This window comes from Frateuria soli (genome assembly GCF_021117385.1).
In the GTDB taxonomy this organism is placed as follows: Bacteria; Pseudomonadota; Gammaproteobacteria; order Xanthomonadales; family Rhodanobacteraceae; genus Frateuria_A; species Frateuria_A soli.
Window position 1 is genome coordinate 840,932 of sequence record NZ_CP088252.1, and the last position, 20,347, is coordinate 861,278.

The 20,347-nt window shown below is 67.6% G+C and carries 19 protein-coding genes; 8 read left to right on the forward strand and 11 right to left on the reverse strand.

Annotated features, from left to right (window positions below; translation table 11 throughout):
- Nucleotides 1–921: 921 nt before the first annotated feature.
- The 6 genes from LQ771_RS03840 to miaB form a co-directional block, all read right to left on the reverse strand.
- Complete coding sequence (locus tag LQ771_RS03840) at nt 922–1,941, reverse strand: magnesium and cobalt transport protein CorA (RefSeq protein ID WP_231351057.1); 1,020 nt, start codon at nt 1,939–1,941, stop codon at nt 922–924.
- A 106-nt stretch (nt 1,942–2,047) separates the two neighbouring features.
- Nucleotides 2,048–3,244 (reverse strand): lipoprotein N-acyltransferase Lnb domain-containing protein, encoded by a 1,197-nt coding sequence (locus tag LQ771_RS03845; RefSeq protein WP_231351847.1) that lies wholly within the window; start codon nt 3,242–3,244, stop codon nt 2,048–2,050.
- A 160-nt stretch (nt 3,245–3,404) separates the two neighbouring features.
- Nucleotides 3,405–4,259: a CorC family transporter gene (locus LQ771_RS03850; protein WP_231351058.1), complete on the reverse strand. Its 855-nt coding sequence runs from the start codon at nt 4,257–4,259 to the stop codon at nt 3,405–3,407.
- Nucleotides 4,260–4,483: 224 nt separating this feature from the next.
- Nucleotides 4,484–4,960, reverse strand: a complete 477-nt coding sequence (gene ybeY, locus LQ771_RS03855; RefSeq protein WP_425491340.1) for an rRNA maturation RNase YbeY — start codon at nt 4,958–4,960, stop codon at nt 4,484–4,486.
- 26 nt (nt 4,961–4,986) lie between these two features.
- Nucleotides 4,987–5,994, reverse strand: a complete 1,008-nt coding sequence (locus LQ771_RS03860; RefSeq protein ID WP_231351060.1) for a PhoH family protein — start codon at nt 5,992–5,994, stop codon at nt 4,987–4,989.
- A 152-nt stretch (nt 5,995–6,146) separates the two neighbouring features.
- Nucleotides 6,147–7,493, reverse strand: a complete 1,347-nt coding sequence (miaB, locus tag LQ771_RS03865) for a tRNA (N6-isopentenyl adenosine(37)-C2)-methylthiotransferase MiaB (protein WP_231351061.1) — start codon at nt 7,491–7,493, stop codon at nt 6,147–6,149.
- A gap of 438 nt (nt 7,494–7,931) precedes the next feature.
- Here miaB and LQ771_RS03870 point away from each other — a divergent pair, with 438 nt between their 5' ends.
- Complete coding sequence (locus LQ771_RS03870) at nt 7,932–8,945, forward strand: lytic transglycosylase domain-containing protein (RefSeq protein WP_231351062.1); 1,014 nt, start codon at nt 7,932–7,934, stop codon at nt 8,943–8,945.
- Between the two features lie 135 nt (nt 8,946–9,080).
- Here LQ771_RS03870 and LQ771_RS03875 read toward each other — a convergent pair whose 3' ends face one another.
- Nucleotides 9,081–10,289 carry a S1C family serine protease gene (locus LQ771_RS03875; RefSeq protein ID WP_231351063.1) on the reverse strand — a complete coding sequence of 403 codons (1,209 nt, stop codon included), beginning with the start codon at nt 10,287–10,289 and terminating at the stop codon, nt 9,081–9,083.
- A gap of 165 nt (nt 10,290–10,454) precedes the next feature.
- On the opposite strand from LQ771_RS03875, the gene petA reads away from it, so the two are divergent.
- From petA to LQ771_RS03900, 5 genes are all read left to right on the forward strand, one after another.
- Nucleotides 10,455–11,051 carry a ubiquinol-cytochrome c reductase iron-sulfur subunit gene (gene petA / locus LQ771_RS03880; protein WP_231351064.1) on the forward strand — a complete coding sequence of 199 codons (597 nt, stop codon included), beginning with the start codon at nt 10,455–10,457 and terminating at the stop codon, nt 11,049–11,051.
- Nucleotides 11,051–12,352, forward strand: a complete 1,302-nt coding sequence (locus LQ771_RS03885) for a cytochrome b (RefSeq protein WP_231351065.1) — start codon at nt 11,051–11,053, stop codon at nt 12,350–12,352. Before petA ends, LQ771_RS03885 begins: the two co-directional genes overlap by 1 nt.
- Nucleotides 12,345–13,097 carry a cytochrome c1 gene (locus tag LQ771_RS03890; RefSeq protein WP_425491304.1) on the forward strand — a complete coding sequence of 251 codons (753 nt, stop codon included), beginning with the start codon at nt 12,345–12,347 and terminating at the stop codon, nt 13,095–13,097. The genes LQ771_RS03885 and LQ771_RS03890 overlap by 8 nt, the downstream gene beginning before the upstream one ends.
- A 75-nt stretch (nt 13,098–13,172) precedes the next feature.
- Nucleotides 13,173–13,796 carry a glutathione S-transferase N-terminal domain-containing protein gene (locus tag LQ771_RS03895; protein ID WP_231351067.1) on the forward strand — a complete coding sequence of 208 codons (624 nt, stop codon included), beginning with the start codon at nt 13,173–13,175 and terminating at the stop codon, nt 13,794–13,796.
- 34 nt (nt 13,797–13,830) lie between these two features.
- Nucleotides 13,831–14,244, forward strand: coding sequence for a ClpXP protease specificity-enhancing factor (locus LQ771_RS03900; protein WP_425491341.1), 414 nt, complete (start codon nt 13,831–13,833; stop codon nt 14,242–14,244).
- Between the two features lie 84 nt (nt 14,245–14,328).
- Here the strand turns inward: LQ771_RS03900 and LQ771_RS03905 are convergent, their stop codons facing one another.
- The 4 genes from LQ771_RS03905 to LQ771_RS03920 all read right to left on the reverse strand — a co-directional run bounded on the left by LQ771_RS03905 (nt 14,329) and on the right by LQ771_RS03920 (nt 18,633).
- Complete coding sequence (locus tag LQ771_RS03905) at nt 14,329–14,727, reverse strand: DUF3301 domain-containing protein (RefSeq protein ID WP_231351069.1); 399 nt, start codon at nt 14,725–14,727, stop codon at nt 14,329–14,331.
- 183 nt (nt 14,728–14,910) lie between these two features.
- Nucleotides 14,911–15,771: a carboxylating nicotinate-nucleotide diphosphorylase gene (gene nadC / locus LQ771_RS03910; protein WP_231351070.1), complete on the reverse strand. Its 861-nt coding sequence runs from the start codon at nt 15,769–15,771 to the stop codon at nt 14,911–14,913.
- Nucleotides 15,772–15,905: 134 nt separating this feature from the next.
- A complete protein-coding gene (locus tag LQ771_RS03915; protein WP_231351071.1) occupies nt 15,906–18,197 on the reverse strand; it encodes a DUF1631 domain-containing protein in 2,292 nt (763 codons plus the stop codon).
- A 163-nt stretch (nt 18,198–18,360) separates the two neighbouring features.
- Nucleotides 18,361–18,633 carry a Trm112 family protein gene (locus LQ771_RS03920; RefSeq protein ID WP_231351072.1) on the reverse strand — a complete coding sequence of 91 codons (273 nt, stop codon included), beginning with the start codon at nt 18,631–18,633 and terminating at the stop codon, nt 18,361–18,363.
- Nucleotides 18,634–18,690: 57 nt separating this feature from the next.
- Here LQ771_RS03920 and purE point away from each other — a divergent pair, with 57 nt between their 5' ends.
- Nucleotides 18,691–19,194 carry a 5-(carboxyamino)imidazole ribonucleotide mutase gene (gene purE, locus LQ771_RS03925; protein ID WP_231351073.1) on the forward strand — a complete coding sequence of 168 codons (504 nt, stop codon included), beginning with the start codon at nt 18,691–18,693 and terminating at the stop codon, nt 19,192–19,194.
- Entirely contained in the window at nt 19,191–20,345 is a 1,155-nt protein-coding gene (locus LQ771_RS03930) for a 5-(carboxyamino)imidazole ribonucleotide synthase (RefSeq protein ID WP_231351074.1), read from the forward strand. Before purE ends, LQ771_RS03930 begins: the two co-directional genes overlap by 4 nt.
- Nucleotides 20,346–20,347 lie beyond the last annotated feature (2 nt).

Sequence of the window (20,347 nt, forward strand, 5' to 3'; positions counted from 1 at the left end):
TTGTAGGAGCGCACCCTGTGCGCGACCGGGCGGAGCGGCGTGCTTGAAGCTTGCGGTCGCGCACAGGGTGCGCTCCTACAACCAGATGCAGTTCCAATAGGGGTAATCGCATACATGTGCGACCAGCCCCGCGCGCAGTGGGTTGGCGACGATGTAGCGGGCAGCCGTTCGCAGGTCTTCGTCACGTCGCAGAGCGCGATCGTGAAATCCTCTAGCCCAGATGCTGGCGCCCCCACATGCGAAACGCAGCCGCTTGGTCGTGAGTGCCTTCATGCGGTTAACGAGCAACGACAGATTGTCGCGGTCGCCCAGCTCCCCAGCCCGTGCCAGTGGTTCGGCATGAGTACCCAGCAGAGAAGGCGCGCATCGCCCCAGCAACTCGCATGCGCGATGCAGTTGCTTGCCACCCTGGCGAGGGTGATATCGCTGAACAGCGGCTTGCGTTGCTGCGTCACAGTGGTGAGCAAATAAACCTGGCCCGGGCGTGAAACGCGGCCTTTGCGTAGTGCGTTGTGACCGGGCCCTGCATGCATTCGCCAAGCTTGGATGGGTCTATTGACGTGCGTAAGCGCGCAAGCTCCAGCTTCACTGTAGGAGGGCACCCTGTGCGCGACCGGGCGTCGACCCCTGAGGCTGTAGCGGGTCGCGCACAGGGTGCGCTTCTACAGAGGGCCTAGAGCCACTTGACGCGCTTCAGCCAGGTATAGATCCCTCCCACCACACCCGCCACCACGTGATGACCAGCGCATACGACCACGGTTGGTCCAGCTCGAGCATGTAGGTGAAGTTCATGGACGAGCCTATTGACGTGCGTAAGGGCGCAAGCTCCAGCTTCACTGTAGGAGCGCACCCTGTGCGCGACCTGGCGTCGGCCTTCGGTGCTGTAGCGGGTCGCGCACAGGGTGCGCTCTTACAGTCGGCCTAAAGCCACTTGACCCGCTTCAGCCAGGTGTAGATCCCGCCCACCACGCCCGCCACCATCACGATCACCAGCGGATACGCCCACGGCTTGTCCAGTTCGGGCATGTGGGTGAAGTTCATGCCGTACCAACTGGTGATCAGGGTCGGTGCGGCCAGCAGTGCGGCGTAGCCGGCGAGGCGCTTCATGACCTCGTTCTGGCCGAAGGTGACCAGCGAGAGGTTCACGTTGATCGCTGCGGCGAGCATCTCGCGCATGGCGCTGATCGACTCGTTGACACGGAACACGTGGTCGTAGACGTCGCGGAAGTAGGGCCGCAGGTCGTCCGGGATCAGTTGCGGGTGCATGCGCACCAGCTGGTTGGTGATGTCCTGCAGCGGCGCGACGGCCAGGCGCAGCGTGGTCAGGTCGCGCTGCATCTCGTACAGATGGCGCACCGTACTGCGCTTGAAGGTCTCGGCGAAGATGTCGGCCTCGAGCCGGTGCAGTTCCTCGCGGAAGTCGCGGACGATCGGGAGCATGTTGTCCACGATGAAGTCCAGCACGCCATAGAGCCCGTAGCTCGGCCCGTTCTGCATCAGCTCGCGCGCCTGCTCGCAGCTGCGGCGCGCCGGTGCGTAGGACAACGAGGCGCCATGGCGGACGGTGACCAGGTAGCGTTCGCCGAAGAAGATCTGCGTTTCGCCGAACGCGAGAGTGCCGTCCACCAGTTGCGCGGTCTGCACCACCAGGAACAGCGAGTCGCCATAGGCCTCCAGCTTGGTGCGCTGGTGCGCCTTGTGCGCATCCTCCACCGCCAGGTCATGCAGGTCGAACTCCTCCTGCAGCTTCAGCAGCAGGGGAGCGTCCGGTTCGTGCAGTCCGACCCAGACGAAGGTGTCCGGCTCCTGCAACACGTCGCTGATCGCATCGAGCGTGACGTCGCCGATGCGCGAGCCGTCGCGGCGGTAGGCGATGCAGTTGACCACCATGCCTTGCTGGGTCGAGGGCGACGCGGGTGCGGGCGAGCTGGACGAAGTCATCGCCGCATCATGCGCGGCGGTAGGGCATGAGGCAACGGCCTGGTTGCTGCAGCGTCGCGGGCCCGGCCGTGATGGAGGGCCTGGTCCGGTCGCGCCCAAGGCGCTTCTACAGTGGGTGGTGCCTGCCTCGGCGCAGCGCCCAGGCCATCGCCAGCCACACCGGCATCGCGAACAGCAGCCAGGGCTGGTTCTGCTGGACGGTGCCGGGAAGCAGGTGCAGCAGCACGGCGGCCAGCAGGGCGAACAACTGCAGCAGGAGCACGATATCGGCCAGGCGCGAGGCGGGCAGGCCCCGCCTGGCGCGCCAAGTGGACGGCAACAGGATCAGTGCGAGCGGGTTGAACAGCAGCAGGTTGGCGTTGGCCCAGGCGGCGTGGTGGGTGGTCAGCAGCCACAGGATGAGCAGGCCGATACCTGCCACTCCGGCGAACAGCAGGTAGAGCGCGCCGAGCAGGGTGAAGCCGGGGGGCCAGAAGCGGCGCGCGAGCAGCAGAACGACGGCCAGCGCCAGGCCGGCCAGGGCGAGCGGCAGTCGCAGGTCGGGGGCGGTGGCCGGTGGAGTGTCCAGCCGGTTGGGTGCAACCAGCTCGGTGGTGGTCACCAGTGGACGCGTGCCTTGCGGGCCGGCGAGGCGCACGCTGGCCACCTGCTGCGAAAGAACGGACGGCAGGAAGCTCTCCTGCCACGCGTTGAGCGGCCGGTCGGCGTATGGGCCGAGTCCGAGGTCCAGCAGCAGCATCAGCCAAGGCTGGGCGCTCATCAGGCGGACGGTCTGCTCGCGGTAGGTCATGCCGCCCGGACGGGCGGTGAGCTGCGCCTCGATCACGCCGCCGAGCGCGCGGTCCAGCGCATCCCGCACGCGGGTGGTGCAGTTGTCGACGTAGTAGTCGTAGTCGTAGCGCGCGTTCTCCGGGCGCAGGTTCCAGAGCAGGAAATCGCGCAGCGCGGAGGCTTGCTCCGGGGTGAAGTCCAGCCGCTGGCGGGTGACCGAACGGCCCGCCCGGACATACCAGTCCACGTCAAGCCTGGTGGGCGCGGCATCCATCAGGTAGTGCATGCGGCCGCGCGCGAAGTTGAGCAGGAAGCCGCTCTCGTCGAAATCGAACACGCCGTAGTTGAAGTTGTACGCCTCGCCGCTGACCGTGTCGCGCAACTCGATGGCGTCGTGGCCGAAGCGTTCCCAGTAGGTTTCACCCGGGCCATAGGTGATCAGCGAGACTTCCAGGTTCGCGCCCGGGGCATTGGCGACGCCGGCGTGGGCCGGCTGGGCGAGGGCAAGCAGCGCGACCAGACAGCAGAGCAGCCAGAGCTTGCCGCCGAAAAAGCGGGCCCCCTCCCCAACCGGGCTCCTCCCCCTGCGTGCAGGGGAGGGTGCGGGGCGCGGCAAGCCTGGGCTCGTCCCCCTGCGTGCAGGGGGAGGTTGGGAGGGGGTTGCCTGCGTTGCGTACAGGGAACGGGTCACCTCAGGCATCGGTTGCCTGCCGGTTCACGCGGAACTGCTGCACGCGCCGGTCGTCGGCCTCGGTGACGATGAAAAGGTAGCCCCCGAACACCACTTCCTCGCCCGCCTCGGGCAGGTGGCCGAACTCGGCCGTGGCCATGCCGCCGACGGTGTCGAATTCCTCGTCGGAGAAGCTCGCGCCGATCTGTTCGTTGAAGTCGGCGATCGGGGTGAGCGCGCTGACCATCCAGCCACCGCCGGGCAATTCGTGCATCAGGCTAGGCTCGTCTTCGTCGTCGTGTTCGTCGTCGATCTCGCCGACGATCTGTTCGAGCACGTCCTCGATGGTGATCAGCCCCGCGACGCCGCCGTATTCGTCCACCACCAGCGCCATGTGGTTGCGCGAGCGGCGGAATTCGGCCAGCAGCACGTTCAGTCGCATCGACTCGGGGATCAGCACCGCCGGGCGCAGCAGCAGCGCGAGGTCGAAGCCCTCGCCGTCGCCGAAGTACTTGAGCAGGTCCTTGGCCAGCAGGATTCCGATGATCTCGTCCTTGTCCTCGCCGTGGACGGGAAAGCGCGAGTGGCCGGACTCGACCACCTTGGCCAGCACGTCGTGCAGGGAGGCGTCGGCGGGGATCATCACGATCTGGGCGCGCGGGACCATCACGTCGTCGACGCTGAGCTCGGTCACCTTGAGCGCACCCTCGACCATGGTGAGGGTGTCGTTGGACAGCAGGCCGTTGGCCTGCGCGGCGCGCAACTCCTCGATCAGTTCGTCGCGGTTGCGCGGTTCGCCGGAAAACAGGTGGCCCAGACGATCCCACCAGGAGCGGTGGGGGGCCGGGCCGTTGGTACTGCCAGGGTCGTCGTTCATCAACTCAGGGAGGGGCGCCCAGTGAGGAGGCGGAAAGCCGGAGTCTAGCGGAAAAAACGTGGGGATTCAGGGCACAAGCGGGCGGGTGGCGCTGGCTGGGTCGTCTGGCGTTGCGGGCTGTCTGTAGGAGCGCACCCTGTGCGCGACCCCGGTGCATGTTCGGATGCGGCGGTCGCGCACAGGGTGCGCTCCTACAAGGGTGCCTGTGGCTACCGATACGCTGATTACTGCGGCGCGTACGGATTGGCAATGCCCAATCCGGCCAGGATCCGCGTCTCCAGCGCTTCCATCGCCTCGGCCTCGTCGTCCCGGATGTGGTCGTAGCCGAGCAGGTGCAGCGTGCCGTGCACGGTCAGGTGGGCCCAGTGGTCGCGCGGCTTCTTGCCCTGTTCGGCCGCCTCGCGGGCGACCACCGGCGCGCAGATGGCGAGGTCGCCGATCAGCGGCAGGTCCACGCCGGACGGCAGCTCGGCCGGAAAGGAGAGCACGTTGGTGGCGTAGTCCTTGCCCCGGTAGTCGCGGTTGAGGGCCTGGCCTTCCTCCGCATCCACGATGCGGATGGCGACCTCGGCGGGCTTGCGCCGCCCGGCGCCATGAAGGGCGGCCGCCACCCACTGACGGAAGCTGGCCGGTGCCGGAACCCCTGCGCGCGGGACGGCATAACTCACGGACAGCTGGGCAGCGGGTGGGGCGATGGCCACCGAACGGGAGCGCCGGGTCATGGTGCTCACCCCGCGCCGCCCTTCTTCGCCGCACCCTGGTCCTCGTTCGCCTGCTCGAACGCCTCGTACGCGCGCACGATCTTGGCCACCAGCGGGTGGCGCACGACGTCGCGCGAGGTGAAGAACGTGAAGCTGATCCCGTCGACGCCGCGCAGCACCTCGATCGCGTGCCGCAGGCCCGAGCGGACGTGCCGCGGCAGGTCGATCTGGCTGACGTCGCCGGTGATCACCGCGACCGAGCCGAAACCGATGCGGGTGAGGAACATCTTCATCTGCTCGACGGTGGTGTTCTGCGCTTCGTCGAGGATCACGTACGAGTCGTTGAGCGTGCGCCCGCGCATGTAGGCCAGCGGCGCGATCTCGATCACGTTGCGCTCCATCAGCTTGGCGACTTTCTCGAAGCCGAGCATCTCGTACAGCGCGTCGTAGAGCGGGCGCAGGTACGGGTCGACCTTCTGGCTGAGGTCGCCCGGCAGGAAGCCGAGCTTCTCGCCCGCTTCCACCGCCGGGCGCACCAGCAGCAGGCGTTGTACGCGGTTGGCTTCCAGCGCCTCGACCGCGCTGGCCACCGCCAGGTACGTCTTGCCCGTGCCGGCCGGGCCCACGCCGAAGTTGATGTCGTGGGTGGCGATCGCATGCAGGTAGCGCCCCTGGCTCGGGCCACGCCCCTTGATCACGCCGCGCTTGACCTTGATCGTCACGTCCTGCGCGCCTTCGGCGGCCTCCTCGACCATCGCGTCGATGCCCGATTCGGCCAACTGCAGGTTGATCTGGGCGCCGGTGAGGGTTTCTTGCGCGGTGGTGGCGTAGAGCGCGCGCAATACCTTCTCGGCGGCGCGGGAGGGAGCCTCCTCGCCGATCACCTTGAACAGGTTGCCGCGATGATCGATCTCCACGCCCAGGCGCAGTTCGATCTGGCGCAGATGCTCGTCGAACGGGCCGCACAGGTTGGCCAGTCGGGCGTTGTCTTCCGGGTCGAGGGCGAAGTCGCGTTCGTTGAGGCCGTTGGTCATGGGGTGGGCGAAGAGTCTGGGAGTGAGCCTTCTCCCTCCGGGAGAAGGTGCCGACAGGCGGATGAGGGTTCGTCCGGAGCGTTTCGCTTGCAGCTTGCCGCAAGGGCCGGGCCCTCACCCAAGCCCCTCTCCGGTGGGAGATGGGCTTTGCATCAGGCGAGGGCAGCTTCCTCGGCCAGGTGCACGCGCCCGCGCAGCGAGTTGGTCATGGCCTCGGTGATCTCGACGTCGACGAACTGGCCGATCAGGCGCGCGTTGCCGGGGAAGTTCACGAAGCGCATGTTCTCGGTGCGGCCGGTGAGCTCGTGCGGGTTCTTGCGGCTGGGCTTTTCCACCAGCACGCGCTGCACGGTGCCGACCATGGCCTCGTTGATCGCGCGCGCATGGTCGTTGATCTTCGCCTGCAGCCGCGACAGGCGCGCATGCTTGATCTCCGACGGCGTGTCGTCGGCCAGGTTCGCTGCCGGCGTACCGGGGCGGGCGGAGAAGATGAAGGAAAAGCTCTGGTCGAAGCCGACGTCTTCGATCAGCTTCATGGTCTTCTCGAAGTCCTCGTCCGTTTCGCCCGGGAATCCGACGATGAAGTCCGAGCTGATGCAGATGTCCGGTCGCACCGCACGCAGCTTGCGGATCTTCTGCTTGAACTCGAGCGTGGTGTAGCCGCGCTTCATGGCCGCCAGGATGCGGTCGGAGCCGGCCTGGACCGGCAGGTGCAGGAAGTTGGCGAGCTTGGGCACGCTGGCGTAGGCCTCGATCAGCGAGTCGGAAAACTCCAGCGGGTGCGAGGTGGTGAAGCGGATGCGCCCGATCGTCTCGATCTGCGCGATGGCGTGGATCAGCACGGCCAGGTCGGCGGTGCCGCCATCGTGCATCGGACCCTGGTAGGCGTTCACGTTCTGGCCGAGCAGGGTGACTTCTCGCACGCCCTGTTCGGCCAGCTGCGCCACTTCCACCAGCACGTCGTCGAACGGGCGGCTGATCTCGGTGCCGCGGGTGTAGGGCACGACGCAGTAGCTGCAGTACTTCGAGCAGCCTTCCATGATCGAGACGAACGCGGTCGGGCCTTCGGCGCGCGGCTCCGGCAAGCGGTCGAACTTTTCGATCTCGGGGAAGGAGATGTCCACCTGCGGCTTGCCGGTCTCGCGCTTGGCCTCGATGAGCTCCGGCAGGCGGTGCAGCGTCTGCGGGCCGAAGACCAGGTCGACAAACGGCGCGCGCTTGATGATCGCCTCGCCTTCCTGCGAGGCCACGCAGCCGCCGACTCCGATCAGCACCGGCTTGTCGCCCTGCTTGAATTCTTTCCAGCGACCGAGCTGGCTGAAGACCTTTTCCTGCGCCTTCTCGCGGATCGAGCAGGTGTTGATCAGGATGACATCCGCCTCGGACTCGTCCTGGGTCAGTTCCAGGCCGTGCGAGGCCTTGAGCACGTCGGCCATCTTGGCCGAGTCGTACTCGTTCATCTGGCAGCCGTGGGTCTTGATGAAAAGTTTGCCGCTCATGGGGCTGGTGCACCGTTTGCCTGGGCGCCAGCAGGATGGGGCGCCGAACCGCGCAGTTTACGCGGGTGGGTATCCGGGTGCCAGTTTCCCGGACGGATCAATCACTTGCAGGTACGGTTGGGGGCGCGGCCGCGCAAAGGGGCGCTCCTGCGGCGATCGGGGTGCCGCAACCCGTTCGCACGGGGCCGTGGCCAGCAGGGCGAAGTCCGGGTGCCGCGGCGGCGCCGGACCTCCCTCTCGGGGAGAGGCCAGGGGGTAGAGGATGGTTCGGACGGAGCGTGATGTTTCCAACGATGCCGGCCCGGCCTTCTGGAAGCGAGGCCGTCCCGAAAAGCTTGCCATCGAGCACGGAATGGTATGGGGGCGCTGGCTTCCGCTCCGCCATGGATGCACACTCCGCGCATGTTTGCCGCCGCACGCCAAGGGGAGAGCGCCGGCATGGCTTCCGTTGCTTTCCCGGGTCGGTCGATCCTTTGCAGGGTCGGGCTTGCCTGTGCGCTGCTGGCCGGCCTGCTGTGGCTGCCGAGGGCGCATGCCGGAGCGCTCTACCAGTGCGACGGGCCGAGCGGGGAAACGGTTTACAGCAGTACCACGACAGGCTACAGCGGGTGCCGCAAGGTGGTGTCGTTCGCCGACGTGCCCCGCCGCTCCGCCCCGCGGGCGAGGAAGAGGCCGGTCGCCTCGCTGGCGGGCGTGCACGGCTGGGTGCAGACCACTGCCCGGCTGGTGTCGCTTGCCGATGTCGAAGGTTCGGCGAGCACCACCGCCCGGGTCGTCGACGCCGGGAAGTGGAACTACCGCGAGGGCGTTGCCGATGCCGCCACCCCGGCACCTGCGACCGATCGGGTGCTGCGCGGTGCGGTCTACCGTGTCGAGAAGGCGGATGGCTCGGTCGAGTACACCAATCTCCCGCCAGGCGGCGGCAAGGGCCGCGCGGTCACCACGCTGTTCACCTACATCGCCACCTGTGCGGCCTGCAACCTGCACTCGACCGTCGACTGGAGCCGGGTGCGGCTGAACCTCACCGCCTATGCCGATGCGGTACGTGCGGCCAGTGCCCAATCGGGCGTGGACGAGGCCTTCCTGCGTGCGGTGATCCACGCCGAGAGCGCGTTCAATCCCAATGCCCTTTCGCTGAAGGGTGCGCAGGGCCTGATGCAGCTGATGCCCGGTACCGCCAGCGACATGGGCGTGCTCGATGCCTTCGATGCGACGCAGAACATCCGCGGCGGTGCCCGCTACCTGGCGCAGTTGCTCAGGACCTTCGATGGCGACGAGCGGTTGGCCGCGGCGGCCTACAACGCCGGCCCCGGCGCGGTGCTGCGCTACAACGGGATCCCGCCATTCGCCGAGACCCAGGTCTACGTCAAGCGGGTTGGCGAGTTGCGCCGCCGCTACGGCGCCGCCGTGCGCGGCGCGATGACCGCGATGCGGGCCAGCGGCGCGCCTTGAGGCTGGCGCTGCGGCCGGCTCGCCGCGGCAGCGCGCCGTGTGCGGAACCGGAACGTCTGTGGTGCCTTGGCAACGGACAGGGCCGGGAATCGCGGTCGCGCATACGGTGCGCTCCCGCGGGAGCTATTCCGGTCGTTATCCGTCCAGCGTAGTCCGCGCCTGCAGCGGCGGGCGGCGGGCCAGGGTGACCTCGGTGTGGAAAGGCACGCCGTTGCGCAATCCGGATACTTCCACCTTGGTCCCGGGCTTGAGCGCGGCCTCGTGCCGGCGCAGGTCGGCCGGGTCCAGGATGCTGTCGGTGCCGATCTGCAGCAGGATGTCGTGCGGCTGGATGCCCGCCAGAGCCGCGGGGCCGCCGGGATAGACGTCGGTCACCTGTGCCCCCCGTGCAGCGGCGGGCAGGCCACTGTCGGCCGCCACGGGTACGAAGGCGTAGTCGGCGCCAAGCCAGCCACGCACCACGTGCCCGGTGGCGATGATCTGGTCGAGCACGTTTTTCGCGTTGCTCACCGGGATGGCGAAGCCGATGCCCTCCGCGTTGGCCTGGCGCCCGATCAGCAGCGTGTTGATGCCCACCAGCTCGCCGCTGGCGTTGACCAGCGCGCCACCGGAGTTGCCCAGGTTGATCGCCGCATCGGTCTGGATGAAGTCTTCGGCGCTGGAGCTGGACAACTGCCGCCCGACCGCGCTGACGATGCCCATGGTCACCGTCTGGTTGAGTCCCAGCGGGTTGCCGATGGCCAGCACCACGTCACCGGCCCGCAGCGAGTGGCCGTTGGCGATCTTGATCACCGGAAGGTTGCCCGCGTCGATCTTCAGCACGGCCAGGTCGGTTTCCTCGTCGGCGCCGACCAGGGTGGCCTTGGCAATGCGGCCGTCATAGAGCAGGACCTGGATGTCGTCGGCGTTGGCGATCACGTGGTTGTTGGTCAGCACGTATCCCTTGTCGCTGACGATCACCCCCGAGCCCAGCACCTGCTGCGGGCGCTTGTAGGCAGGGCCGGTGGGCAGGCCGCCGAAGAGCCGTTGCAGCACCGGGTCGTCGTACATCTGCACGGCGCGGGCGGTCACCATCTTGTTGGCGTAGATGTTGACCACCGAAGGGGCTGCCTTCGCCACCGCATCGGCATAGGACACCGGGCCGCTGCCCAGCGCCGGCGCGGCGGCCTGCGCGACGGCAGGGGCTTCGGCCGTGGCGGCACCCTGGGGGGAATGGCCCAGGCCAAATCGCGCACGCAGGCGGTCGCCGCTGCCTGGCCAGAACAACCCGACCACGAAGGCGAGCGCCAGTCCCAGGATGACGAAGCGGGTGATAAAGGCGAGCGCGCCGGCGGCGTTCTTCATGGCTTCAATGATTTGCGTGTGCCGGACGTGGAGGCGCGCGGGGAGGTCGTCTCCCCTCGTGCGATTTATTGTACGGGCCAGGCCCTGACGCTACACTAACGCGATTTTTGCAGGCTCCCAAACGGGGCTCGCATCTCAATGGCATTGCATGTACCGGAGAGCCTGATGGCGAACGAAGTCGTCGACCATGGCCGCCGCCGCTTCCTGCTTGCGACCACTTCGGTGGTCGGCGGAGCAGGAGTCGTCGCGGCAGCCGTGCCCTTCATCAAGTCCTGGGAGCCCAGCGCCCGCGCCAAGGCCGCCGGTGCGCCCGTAACCGCCGACATCAGCAAGATCGAGCTCGGGCAGAAGGTCGACTACGCCTGGCGTGGCCTGCCCGTGTTCGTGGTCCGCCGCACGCAGCAGCAGTTGGCGGTGCTGCCGTCGCTGGCGCCGCGTCTGGTCGATCCGAACTCCGAGGTCGACCAGCAGCCTGGATACATCAACGGCCCCGCCCGCGCGATCAAGCCCGAATGGCTGGTCGTGATCGGCATCTGCACGCACCTTGGCTGCGTGCCGGAGTTTTTCCCCCAGATCAAGCCCGAACCGTTCGATCCGAACTGGAAGGGCGGTTTCTTCTGCCCCTGCCACAAGTCGCGCTACGACCTGTCCGGCCGAGTGTTCCAGGGCGTGCCCGCGCCGAAGAACCTGCAGGTGCCGCCTTACCACTTCGTGGATGCCACGCACATCCAGATCGGCGTTGATCCCAAGGAGGCCGGCTGATGGCTAACGTATTCACCCGCATGGGCGACTGGGTCAACGAGCGCGCCCCGGGCATGATGCCTGCTTACCGCAAGCACATGACCGAGTACTACGCGCCGAAGAACTTCAACCTCTGGTACTACTTCGGTTCGCTGGCGCTGCTGGTGCTGGTCAACCAGATCGTCACCGGCATCTTCCTGACCATGAACTACAAGACCAGCGCGGCGGAAGCCTTCGCCTCGGTCGAGTACATCATGCGCGACGTGGAATGGGGCTGGCTGATCCGCTACATGCACTCCACCGGTGCCTCGCTGTTCTTCGTGGTGGTGTTCCTGCACATGTTCCGCGGCCTGATGTACGGCTCGTACAAGAAGCCGCGCGAGCTGGTGTGGCTGCTGGGCATGCTGATCTTCCTGGTGCTGATGGCCGAGGCCTTCATGGGCTACGTGCTGCCGTGGGGCAACATGTCGTTCTGGGGCGCCAAGGTGATCATCTCGCTGTTCGGCACGATCCCGGTGATCGGCGGCACGCTGGTGGAGTGGATCATGGGCGACTACCTGCCCGCCGACGCCACGCTCAACCGCTTCTTCGCGCTGCACGTGATCGCGCTGCCGCTGGTGCTGCTGCTGCTGGTGGTGCTGCACATCGCCGCGCTGCACGAGGTGGGTTCGAACAACCCCGATGGCGTGGAAATCAAGAAGGGTCCGAAGGGCAACCGCTGGGATGCGCTCAAGCCGGCGGACGGCATTCCGTTCCACCCGTACTACACGATGAAGGACCTGGTCGGCGTGGGCTTCTTCCTGCTGATCGCCGCGTTCATCATCTTCTTCGCGCCGACGATGGGTGGCTGGTTCCTGGAGCACGACAACTTCATCCCGGCGAACAACCTGGCCACGCCCGCGCACATCAAGCCGGTGTGGTACTTCACCCCGTTCTACGCGATCCTGCGCATGATCCCGTCGTTCCTGGGCCAGGCCTTCTGGGGCGTGCTGGCGATGTTCGGCGCGATCGCCCTGCTGTTTGCGCTGCCGTGGATCGACGTGGGCAAGGTCAAGTCGATCCGCTATCGCGGCACCGGCTACAAGATTGGCCTGGGCCTGTTCGTACTGTCGTTCATCCTGCTTGGCGCGGTCGGCGCGGGCGTCACCGCCGAGGTGATCCCCGAATGGTTCGGCGACGTCGACGTGACCTTCTGGGAGAACCTCTTCGGTCGCTTCTGGACGCTGGTGTACTTCGGCTATTTCGTGTTCCTGTGGCTGTACACGCACCTCGGCTGGGAGACGACCAAGCCGGTTCCGGAACGGGTGACCATGCATGACTAAGTGGCAGCTACCGATGAAGCACATTCTCCTTTCGATGACGCTCGCCCTGGGCCTGCTCGTGGGCAGCACCCAGGCCATGGCCGAAGAGGGCGGCGCGGCGCTGCCTTCGGCCGGCGTGAACCTGCGTGACCAGGCATCGCTGCAGCGTGGCGCACGCCTGTTCTTCAACTACTGCGTGGGTTGCCACTCGCTCAAGTACCAGCGTTACTCGCGCATCGCCGAGGACCTGGGCCTGACCGAGAAAGAGGTGATGGAAAACCTCAACTTCACCGGCGCAAAGTTCGGCGAGCCGGTGATTTCGCACATGCCCGAGGAGCAGGCCCAGCAGTGGTTCGGCAAGGCCCCGCCGGACCTGTCGCTGGAAGTGCGCGCCAAGACGGCCGACTGGGTGTTCGGCTACCTCAACAGCTTCTACGTCGACCCGAGCCGTCCGGTGGGCTGGAACAACACCGTGTTCCCGAACGCCTCCATGCCGTTCCCGCTGTGGGAGCTGCAGGGCATCCAGACTGCGGTGAAGAAGCCCGGCAGCGAAGACGTCGAAAAGCTGGAGCTGTCCCAGCCCGGCCGCATGACGCCCGAGCAGTACAAGCAGGCGGCGCGCGACCTGACCAACTTCCTGGCCTACGTCTCCGAACCGGCAGCGCTGCAGCGTCATGCCTACGGCATCTGGGTGATCCTGTTCCTGGCGCTGTTCACCCTGCTGGCCTATGCACTTAAGAAGGAATACTGGAAGGACGTCCACTAAGCCGGACGCCTGCCAGCATCGGATGCGGCGGCCGTCATGCGCCGCCGCATCGCTTATACAAGGGGAGAAAAGCGCATGGTGCAAAGCGCTCGTTCGCGTACCGTACTGACCCTGTACACCACCGCCGACGATATCCAGTGCCATCGCGCGCGACTGGTGCTCGCGGCCAAGGGCGTCAGCTACGAGCGTGTGCTGGTCGACCCGGCCAAGCCGCCGGAAGACCTGCTCGACCTCAATCCCTACGGCACCACGCCGACCCTGGTCGATCGCGACCTGACCCTCTACGACACCGCGGTCGTCTGCGAGTACCTGGACGAGCGCTATCCGCACCCGCCGCTGATGCCGATCGATCCGTTGTCGCGTGCTCGCCTGCGCCTGGCGACGGTGCGCATCGAGCGCGACTGGTTGCCGGAGGTGGACATCATCCGCGCCGGCGGCCGCCCCGCCGACGCCGCCCGCAAGCGCTTGCGCGAGCACCTGCTCGCCTCGCTGCCGCTGTTCAAGGCGTCCAAGTTCTTCCTCAACCCCGAAATGAGTCTGGTCGATTGCCTGGTCGCGCCGGTAGTCTGGCGCCTGCCATGGCTGGGTGTGGACTTGGGCCGCGAGGGCAAGCCGATCGTCGACTACGGCGAGCGGCTGTTTCACAGCCAGGGTTACGCGCGCAGCCTGACCAACGAAGAGCGGGCGATGCGGCCATGACCGGCGCCGGCCGATGACCGACCGCTCGCCGCCGATGAGCTCCAATCGCCCGTACCTGCTGCGGGCGATCTACGACTGGATCACCGACAACCAGCTGACCCCGTACGTGCTGGTGGACGCCACCGTCGAGGGCGTGCGCGTACCGCCGCAGGTGGTCAAGAACGGCCAGGTAGTGCTGAACCTCGCCATGCGGGCGGTGGCCAACCTGGAGCTCGGCAACGAGTTCATCGCCTTCCAGGCCCGGTTTTCAGGGGTCAGCCAGGCCATCCGTATCCCGGTGCAGGCCGTGCTCGCGCTGTATGCGCAGGAAAACGGCCAGGGGATGATGTTTCCCGCCGAGGACGGGGATGTGCCTCCGCCCGCGCCCGGGCCGGAAGACCCCGGACCTGGCCCGGCCGATGGTCCACAGAAACCCAGGCGCTCACCCCACCTGAGGGTTGTGAAATAGCCTTCGGGCCATGGCGGCAGACCGTTCCGCTCGTGCGAGCGGATGGGGTAAAGACGGATTGCGAGCGGCCCCGCGCCGGAACCGCTAGTGTCCGATCCGTGGCCGTCGCGGCCGCAACGGAATGACGTTGTCGGACACCCCCGCGCTGCGGGGTTCGGCCGTTTCCGGCAGCGGCAAATCCAGGCTTGGCAGGCTCACCCCCGCAAGATGCCCGCCGCGCATCCAGAGGCGGCCGTCCCGCCGGTCGTCGCCATGCGCACTGACCTCGAAGGCATAGCCGAGCTCGAGCTGGCGCCTGCCGCCCACCCGTCGCCAGCGCAGGCTGCGCAAGCCCACCGACTCGTCCAGCAATTGCAGGCCGTGCTGGGTACATTGATGGCGTGCCTCGTCCACGGCCCGCTCGCGGGCGCGGGTGAACTTCAGCCACGTGCCGGCCGTGGCAGCGAGCGCCAGCAGGGCAATCAGGTCGGTGACTTGGCTCATGAGGAGAGTGTGTGGGTGTCGCGGGTCGAGGGCAAGGTACTGCTGCGCTGATCGCATCCGCGCAGCCCCGCGCGCCACCGATGGCAGGATCGCGCGCCCGCCGGGTCGTGCACAGGGCGGCTCAGACCTACCGCCCAAAGCCCGTGGTGGCGATGCAACTCCCGCAGGCCGCAGCGAGGGGTTTCAGTCTTCCAGGTGCAGCCGCAACGACAGGTCGACCGCCCGCACGTGCTTGGTCAGAGCGCCGACCGAGATGAAATCGACGCCGGTGCGCGCATAGCTGCCGATGGTCTGCAGATGCACGTTGCCGGAAATTTCCAGCGCAACCCGACCTGCCGCGATGCCCACCGCCTCGGTCATCATCTGCGGAGTGAAGTTGTCGAGCATGATCCGGTCCGCTCCCGCGGCGATCGCGCGGCGCAGTTCCTCAAGCGTTTCGACTTCGATTTCCAGCAGCAGCGAGGGATGCAGGCGGCGCGCCGCAGCCACCGCCGGCTCGATGCCGCCGGCGGCCGCAATGTGGTTCTCCTTCACCAGGATCGCGTCGAACAGGCCGATCCGGTGGTTGTGGCCACCGCCGCAACGTACCGCATACTTCTGCGCCAGCCTGAGGCCGGGCACGGTCTTGCGCGTGTCCAGCACGCGCACGTCGGTGCCGGCGACCGCGGCCACGAAGCCGGCCGTAATGGTGGCGGTGCCGGAGAGCAGCTGCAGGAAGTTGAGTGCCGAGCGCTCGGCGCTGACCAGGGCGCGCGCGCGTCCGCGCAGATGGCAGATGACGCTGCCGGCGGCCACGCGCTCGCCATCGCGCACACGCCACTCGATCGCCACCGCGGGATCGAGCTTGCGGAAGCAGGCGTCGAACCAGGCAATGCCGGCGATCACCGCGTCCTCGCGGCAGGTCAGCGTGGCGCTGGCATGGGCATCGGCCGGAAGCAGGTCCGCGGTGGCATCGCCGCTGCCGATGTCCTCGGCAAAGGCGCGTTCCACGTCGGCGTCGATCAGGCGGCTGTCAGGCGGGTCGAGCGGGAGTGCGGCGGGCATGCAGCATCCATTCGGGAAAAGGGGGGGGGGGGGCGGCGAGCCCCGGGCCCGCCAGCCGACAAGCATAACCGAGCCGGGCAAGACCGTTGCCCCTGGCGCCCCCACGGAGGAAGCCGGGACCGTGGCCCGCGCGATCAGGCCAGGTCGTCGGTGCCGGCCGCGGCTGCCTGGCTCAGCTTGTCGACGATCGCGCCCATCGCCCGCTCGAACAGGGGTTCGGAGGGCAGGATGCGGGCGCTGCCGGCGGCCAGCGCCGCGGCCAGTTCCTGCGGGGCATAGTCGCCCACCTTCAGTCCGCGGCGGTTGACGAACAGGTAGCGCCCGCTCATCGGGCTGATCCACGACAGCTTGGCGCGGGTGACCGCGTCGCCGGTGGGGCAGAACTCCAGCCAGGTGCCTGGCTTGAGTTGTTCCACCTCGATCAGTTCACCGCTGTCGAGTGCGACCGCGGTTGGCTGGTCCTGGCGCGGTTCCGGCTCGGCCGATTCGGTATCCAGCAGGGGCTGGATGCTTTCGGGGATCGGCAGCGCCACGTCCTCGGTCGTGCTGTCGGGCGCCATCTCGCCCAGCTGCTGCCGGTAGTAGGCGTGCAGTTGACCAAGCAGCCGTTCGATGTCGCTCTCCTGGAAGGCCACGTTGGCCAGCCCGCGTCGCAGCGCCCGTTCGATCCCGGGCAGCATGCGCAGCAGGGTGCGGCGGTCCTCGGCCGTGTGCACCGGGCGGGCGCTGGCGATGAACTCGTTGACGAAGCGCAGCGCATCGGCGAACGCCGGCGAATCCTCGCCCTGGCGCAGGATGGTCAGGACCAGGTGGTTGGCCCAGGCACGCGCCAGTACGCCGTGGATGAGCGGTGGCAGCGTCTGGCTGCCGATGCGGTCGAGGATCTCGCGGGCCGCGCGGCGACGCGCCATCTCCAGCTTCTCGCGGCCACGGGCCGATTCGGCCACGCGCTGCTCGGCCAGTTCCGCGCGCTTGCGGCTCTGTTCCTGGAAAGCCTGCAATTCGTCGCCCAGGCGCTCGAACAGGCCCATGTCGTCGTCGAAGTCGTGCAACAGTCGTTCGACGATCGACTTGATCTTGTCGTGGAGGCGGTGGTCGCGGTCGGATTCCTCGGACCAGCCCTTGGCCAGTTCTGCCAGGCTGTCGAGCAGGCGTCGCGCCGGATGGTGGCGATGGGCGAACAGCTTGCGGTCGAGGATGGCCGCCTTGAGGTAGGGAATCTGCAGGCGCGCCAGCAGTACCTGCATTTCGGCCGGAAGGGTACTGTCGGCCAGGATGAACTCGAACAGCATGCCGACCAGATCGATGGTGTCTTCGTCGATCGCCGACACCTGGCTGGGGCGTTCGCCGCGCAAGGCGCCGATCTGGCCCAGCAGTTGTTCCTTGAGTTGAACCACCTCGCGACTGAGCGCGGCCGGATCCATCGCCTGCGCACTCGGCAGGGGGCCGGCTGCGAGCTGGCTCTGCAGCACGCTGAGCGCGCCGAGCAACTCGTTGGCCGTGGGGGTTGCGATCGACGCGCCGGAACGTCCGGTGCCGCCGACCATCCCACCGATGATGCCGACACCTGCCACGCCGCCGGACTGGCTCCGCCGAGCGCTGAACAGCGAGCGCACGGTATGCAGAAGCTCGCTGGCCAGCTCGGCTTCCGGATCGTTGTCGCCTGAAGCGTCGGTGCCGGCCGATGCGGTGGCTGCCGCTGCTGCCGCGGCGGCCGGTCCGTCGCCGCGCGCGATCTCGTGGCGCAACTGCGGCAGCACGCCGGCGCGCACCAGCTCGGTGTTGATTTCCTGGTAGAGCTCTTCCAGCGCCGAGAGCACGTAGCGGTCGAACAACTTGTAGATGATCAGCTTGACGCGCATGTCCGCGGCAAGCTCGCGCATGGCCTGGCGGAATGCCTGTGCCAGCGCGGCCGGCGCCACCGGATTGGTGCCGTCCTCGATCTTGATGCCGCCGCAGATCACCGAAAGTCGCTGGTTCACCGCGAACAGGTCGCGCGCCAGGCGCGATTCGTTCTTGGCGGTCATGCTGGTGATGGCGAGCGATTCCTCCAGCTCGTTCTCCGCCACCAGCGACAGCTCCACCGTCCCGGACGGGGAGCTGGAGGCCGGGGCGGGCGCAGGACGGACGGCAATGCCGGTGAGCTCGCGGCTGACCTGCGTCAGAAAGCTGCGCTCGACCATCGGACGGCGCTTGCGGACTTCGCGCATGCCGTCGAAGTAGTGCATCTGGGCCGCGTTGTTCTCGGCCTTTTCGGCAAGGTCGAAAAGCGCGTCGTCGACGTGCTCGAACATGTTGCCCAGCAGGACCTGGAGGCGGCGGCCGGCGATGCTGCGGACGGCACCGAGCAGGTCACCCACGCGCTCGGTCGACTCTTGCCGCTGGCTCAGGCTGACGACCTTGTTAGGCTCATTGGCTTCTTTCATCGCCACACCCCTGAAGCATCCCTTGCCGACGAACATGTGGCCGCCTCGGCCACGCAAGATCCGACCTTAAGCGAGGAAACGTGAACCAGCCATGCATTGGCGTACACATTAGTCCACGCTTTGTATAAAAGCATGGCGGCGGTCACTTTTCCGGAAGGTCGCTTCAGGCAGCCGCAGGAAAGCCGTTCAACTGCACCGTGCCGATCCCTTCCTCGGGGAGCATCACCGGGATGCCGTCGTCGACGCGGTAGATCACCTTGCCGTCGACGGTGATGAGGCCCTCGCCCAGCCGCTCGCTTACCCGGGCGCCGGCGACCGTGTCGACTTCGCCGCGTTCGATGGCGGCATTGACCGCCTCCAGCTCGCCGCGCGCAAGCACGCGGACGGGCGTCTTGCTGACCGGGCAGCACAGGATGTCGAGCAGGCGCTTGTCCATGGTGGTGGGGTGTCGTGCGGAAAGCCCGTACAATAGCCCTTTTGGGATGGCAGAACCATGACTTCGACCGCCAAGCCGGCCCGTGTGGGCGTGGTGATGGGTTCCCGTTCGGACTGGGAAACCATGGAACACGCCGCCGCCGTTCTTGACCAACTGGGTGTGCCCCACGAGGTGCGCGTGGTGTCCGCCCACCGCACGCCGGACCTTCTGTTCCGCTATGCCGAGGAGGCGATCGGCCGCGGCATCCAGGTGATCATCGCCGGCGCCGGCGGCGCCGCCCACCTGCCGGGCATGCTGGCCGCCAAGACGCGGCTGCCGGTGCTGGGCGTGCCGGTGCAGTCCAAGGCGCTCAACGGCATGGACTCGCTGCTTTCCATCGCGCAGATGCCGGCCGGCATCCCGGTCGGCACGCTGGCGATCGGTCGTGCCGGTGCGGTGAACGCGGGCCTGCTCGCCGCGTCCGTGCTGGCGCTGCACGAACCGTCCATCGCACAGGCGCTGGACGCCTATCGCACCCGGCAGACGCAAGGCGTGCTCGACCAGCCGGACCCGCGCGCATGAGCGAACGTCGCCAACCCGTACTGGGCATCCTGGGCGGGGGCCAGCTGGCGCGCATGCTGGCGCTCGCCGGTGCACCGCTAGGCGTCAAGACGCTGGTGGTCGACAGCGTTGCCGACGCCTGTGCCGGGCAGGTCGCGCCGCTGGTGGTCGCGGACTGGAATGACTACGAAGCGCTGGAGCGCTTCGCCTCCATGGTCGACGTGGTCACCTTCGATTTCGAGAACGTGCCGGCCGAAACCGCGCACTGGCTCGCCGGGCGCGTGGCCGTCTCGCCGGTGCCCAGCGCGCTGGCGGTCGCGCAGGACCGGCTCGCCGAGAAGACCCTCTTTCGCGAATGCGGGCTGGACACGCCCGCCTTCGTGCCGGTGGATGCCCGGCAGGATCTGGACCGTGCGATCGCCGAAGTCGGCGCGCCGGCCATCCTCAAGACCCGCCGCCTGGGTTACGACGGCAAGGGCCAGTTCCGCCTGAAGACGGCTGCCGACGCCGACGCCGCCTGGGCCGCCCTGGGCGCGCAGGGCGCCGCGCACGGGCTGATCCTGGAAGCATTCGTGCCGTTCGAGCGCGAGCTCTCGGTGATCGCCGTGCGCAGCCGCGAGGGCGATTTCCGTACCTGGCCCCTCACCCGCAACTGGCATACCGACGGGGTGTTGAGCCTGAGCCTGGCACCGGCCCCGGACATCGAGGATCTGCAACGCCGCGCCACCGGGCTGGCCCGCACGCTGGCCGAACGGCTGGACTACGTGGGCGTGTTCGCACTGGAGCTGTTCGTCAAGGACGGCCAGCTGCTGGGCAACGAGATGGCCCCCCGCGTGCACAACTCCGGCCACTGGACCATCGAGGGCGCGCACACCAGCCAGTTCGAGAACCACGTACGCGCCGTGCTCGGCATGCCGCTGGGCGATACCGGTGCACGCGGGTTGTCGTGCATGTTCAACTGGATCGGCGAGCTGCCCGACCCGGTGCCGGTGCTCACGACGACCGACGCGCACTGGCACGACTACGGCAAGCAGGCGCGCCCGGGGCGCAAGGTGGGACACGCCACGGTGTGCGCACCGGATGCGGCGGCACTCATCGAGCGGGTGGGTAGTGTCGCCCGGGCGCTGGGGCGCGAGGGTCAGGCCGGGCCTGTCCTGCAGATGCTCGGCTGATC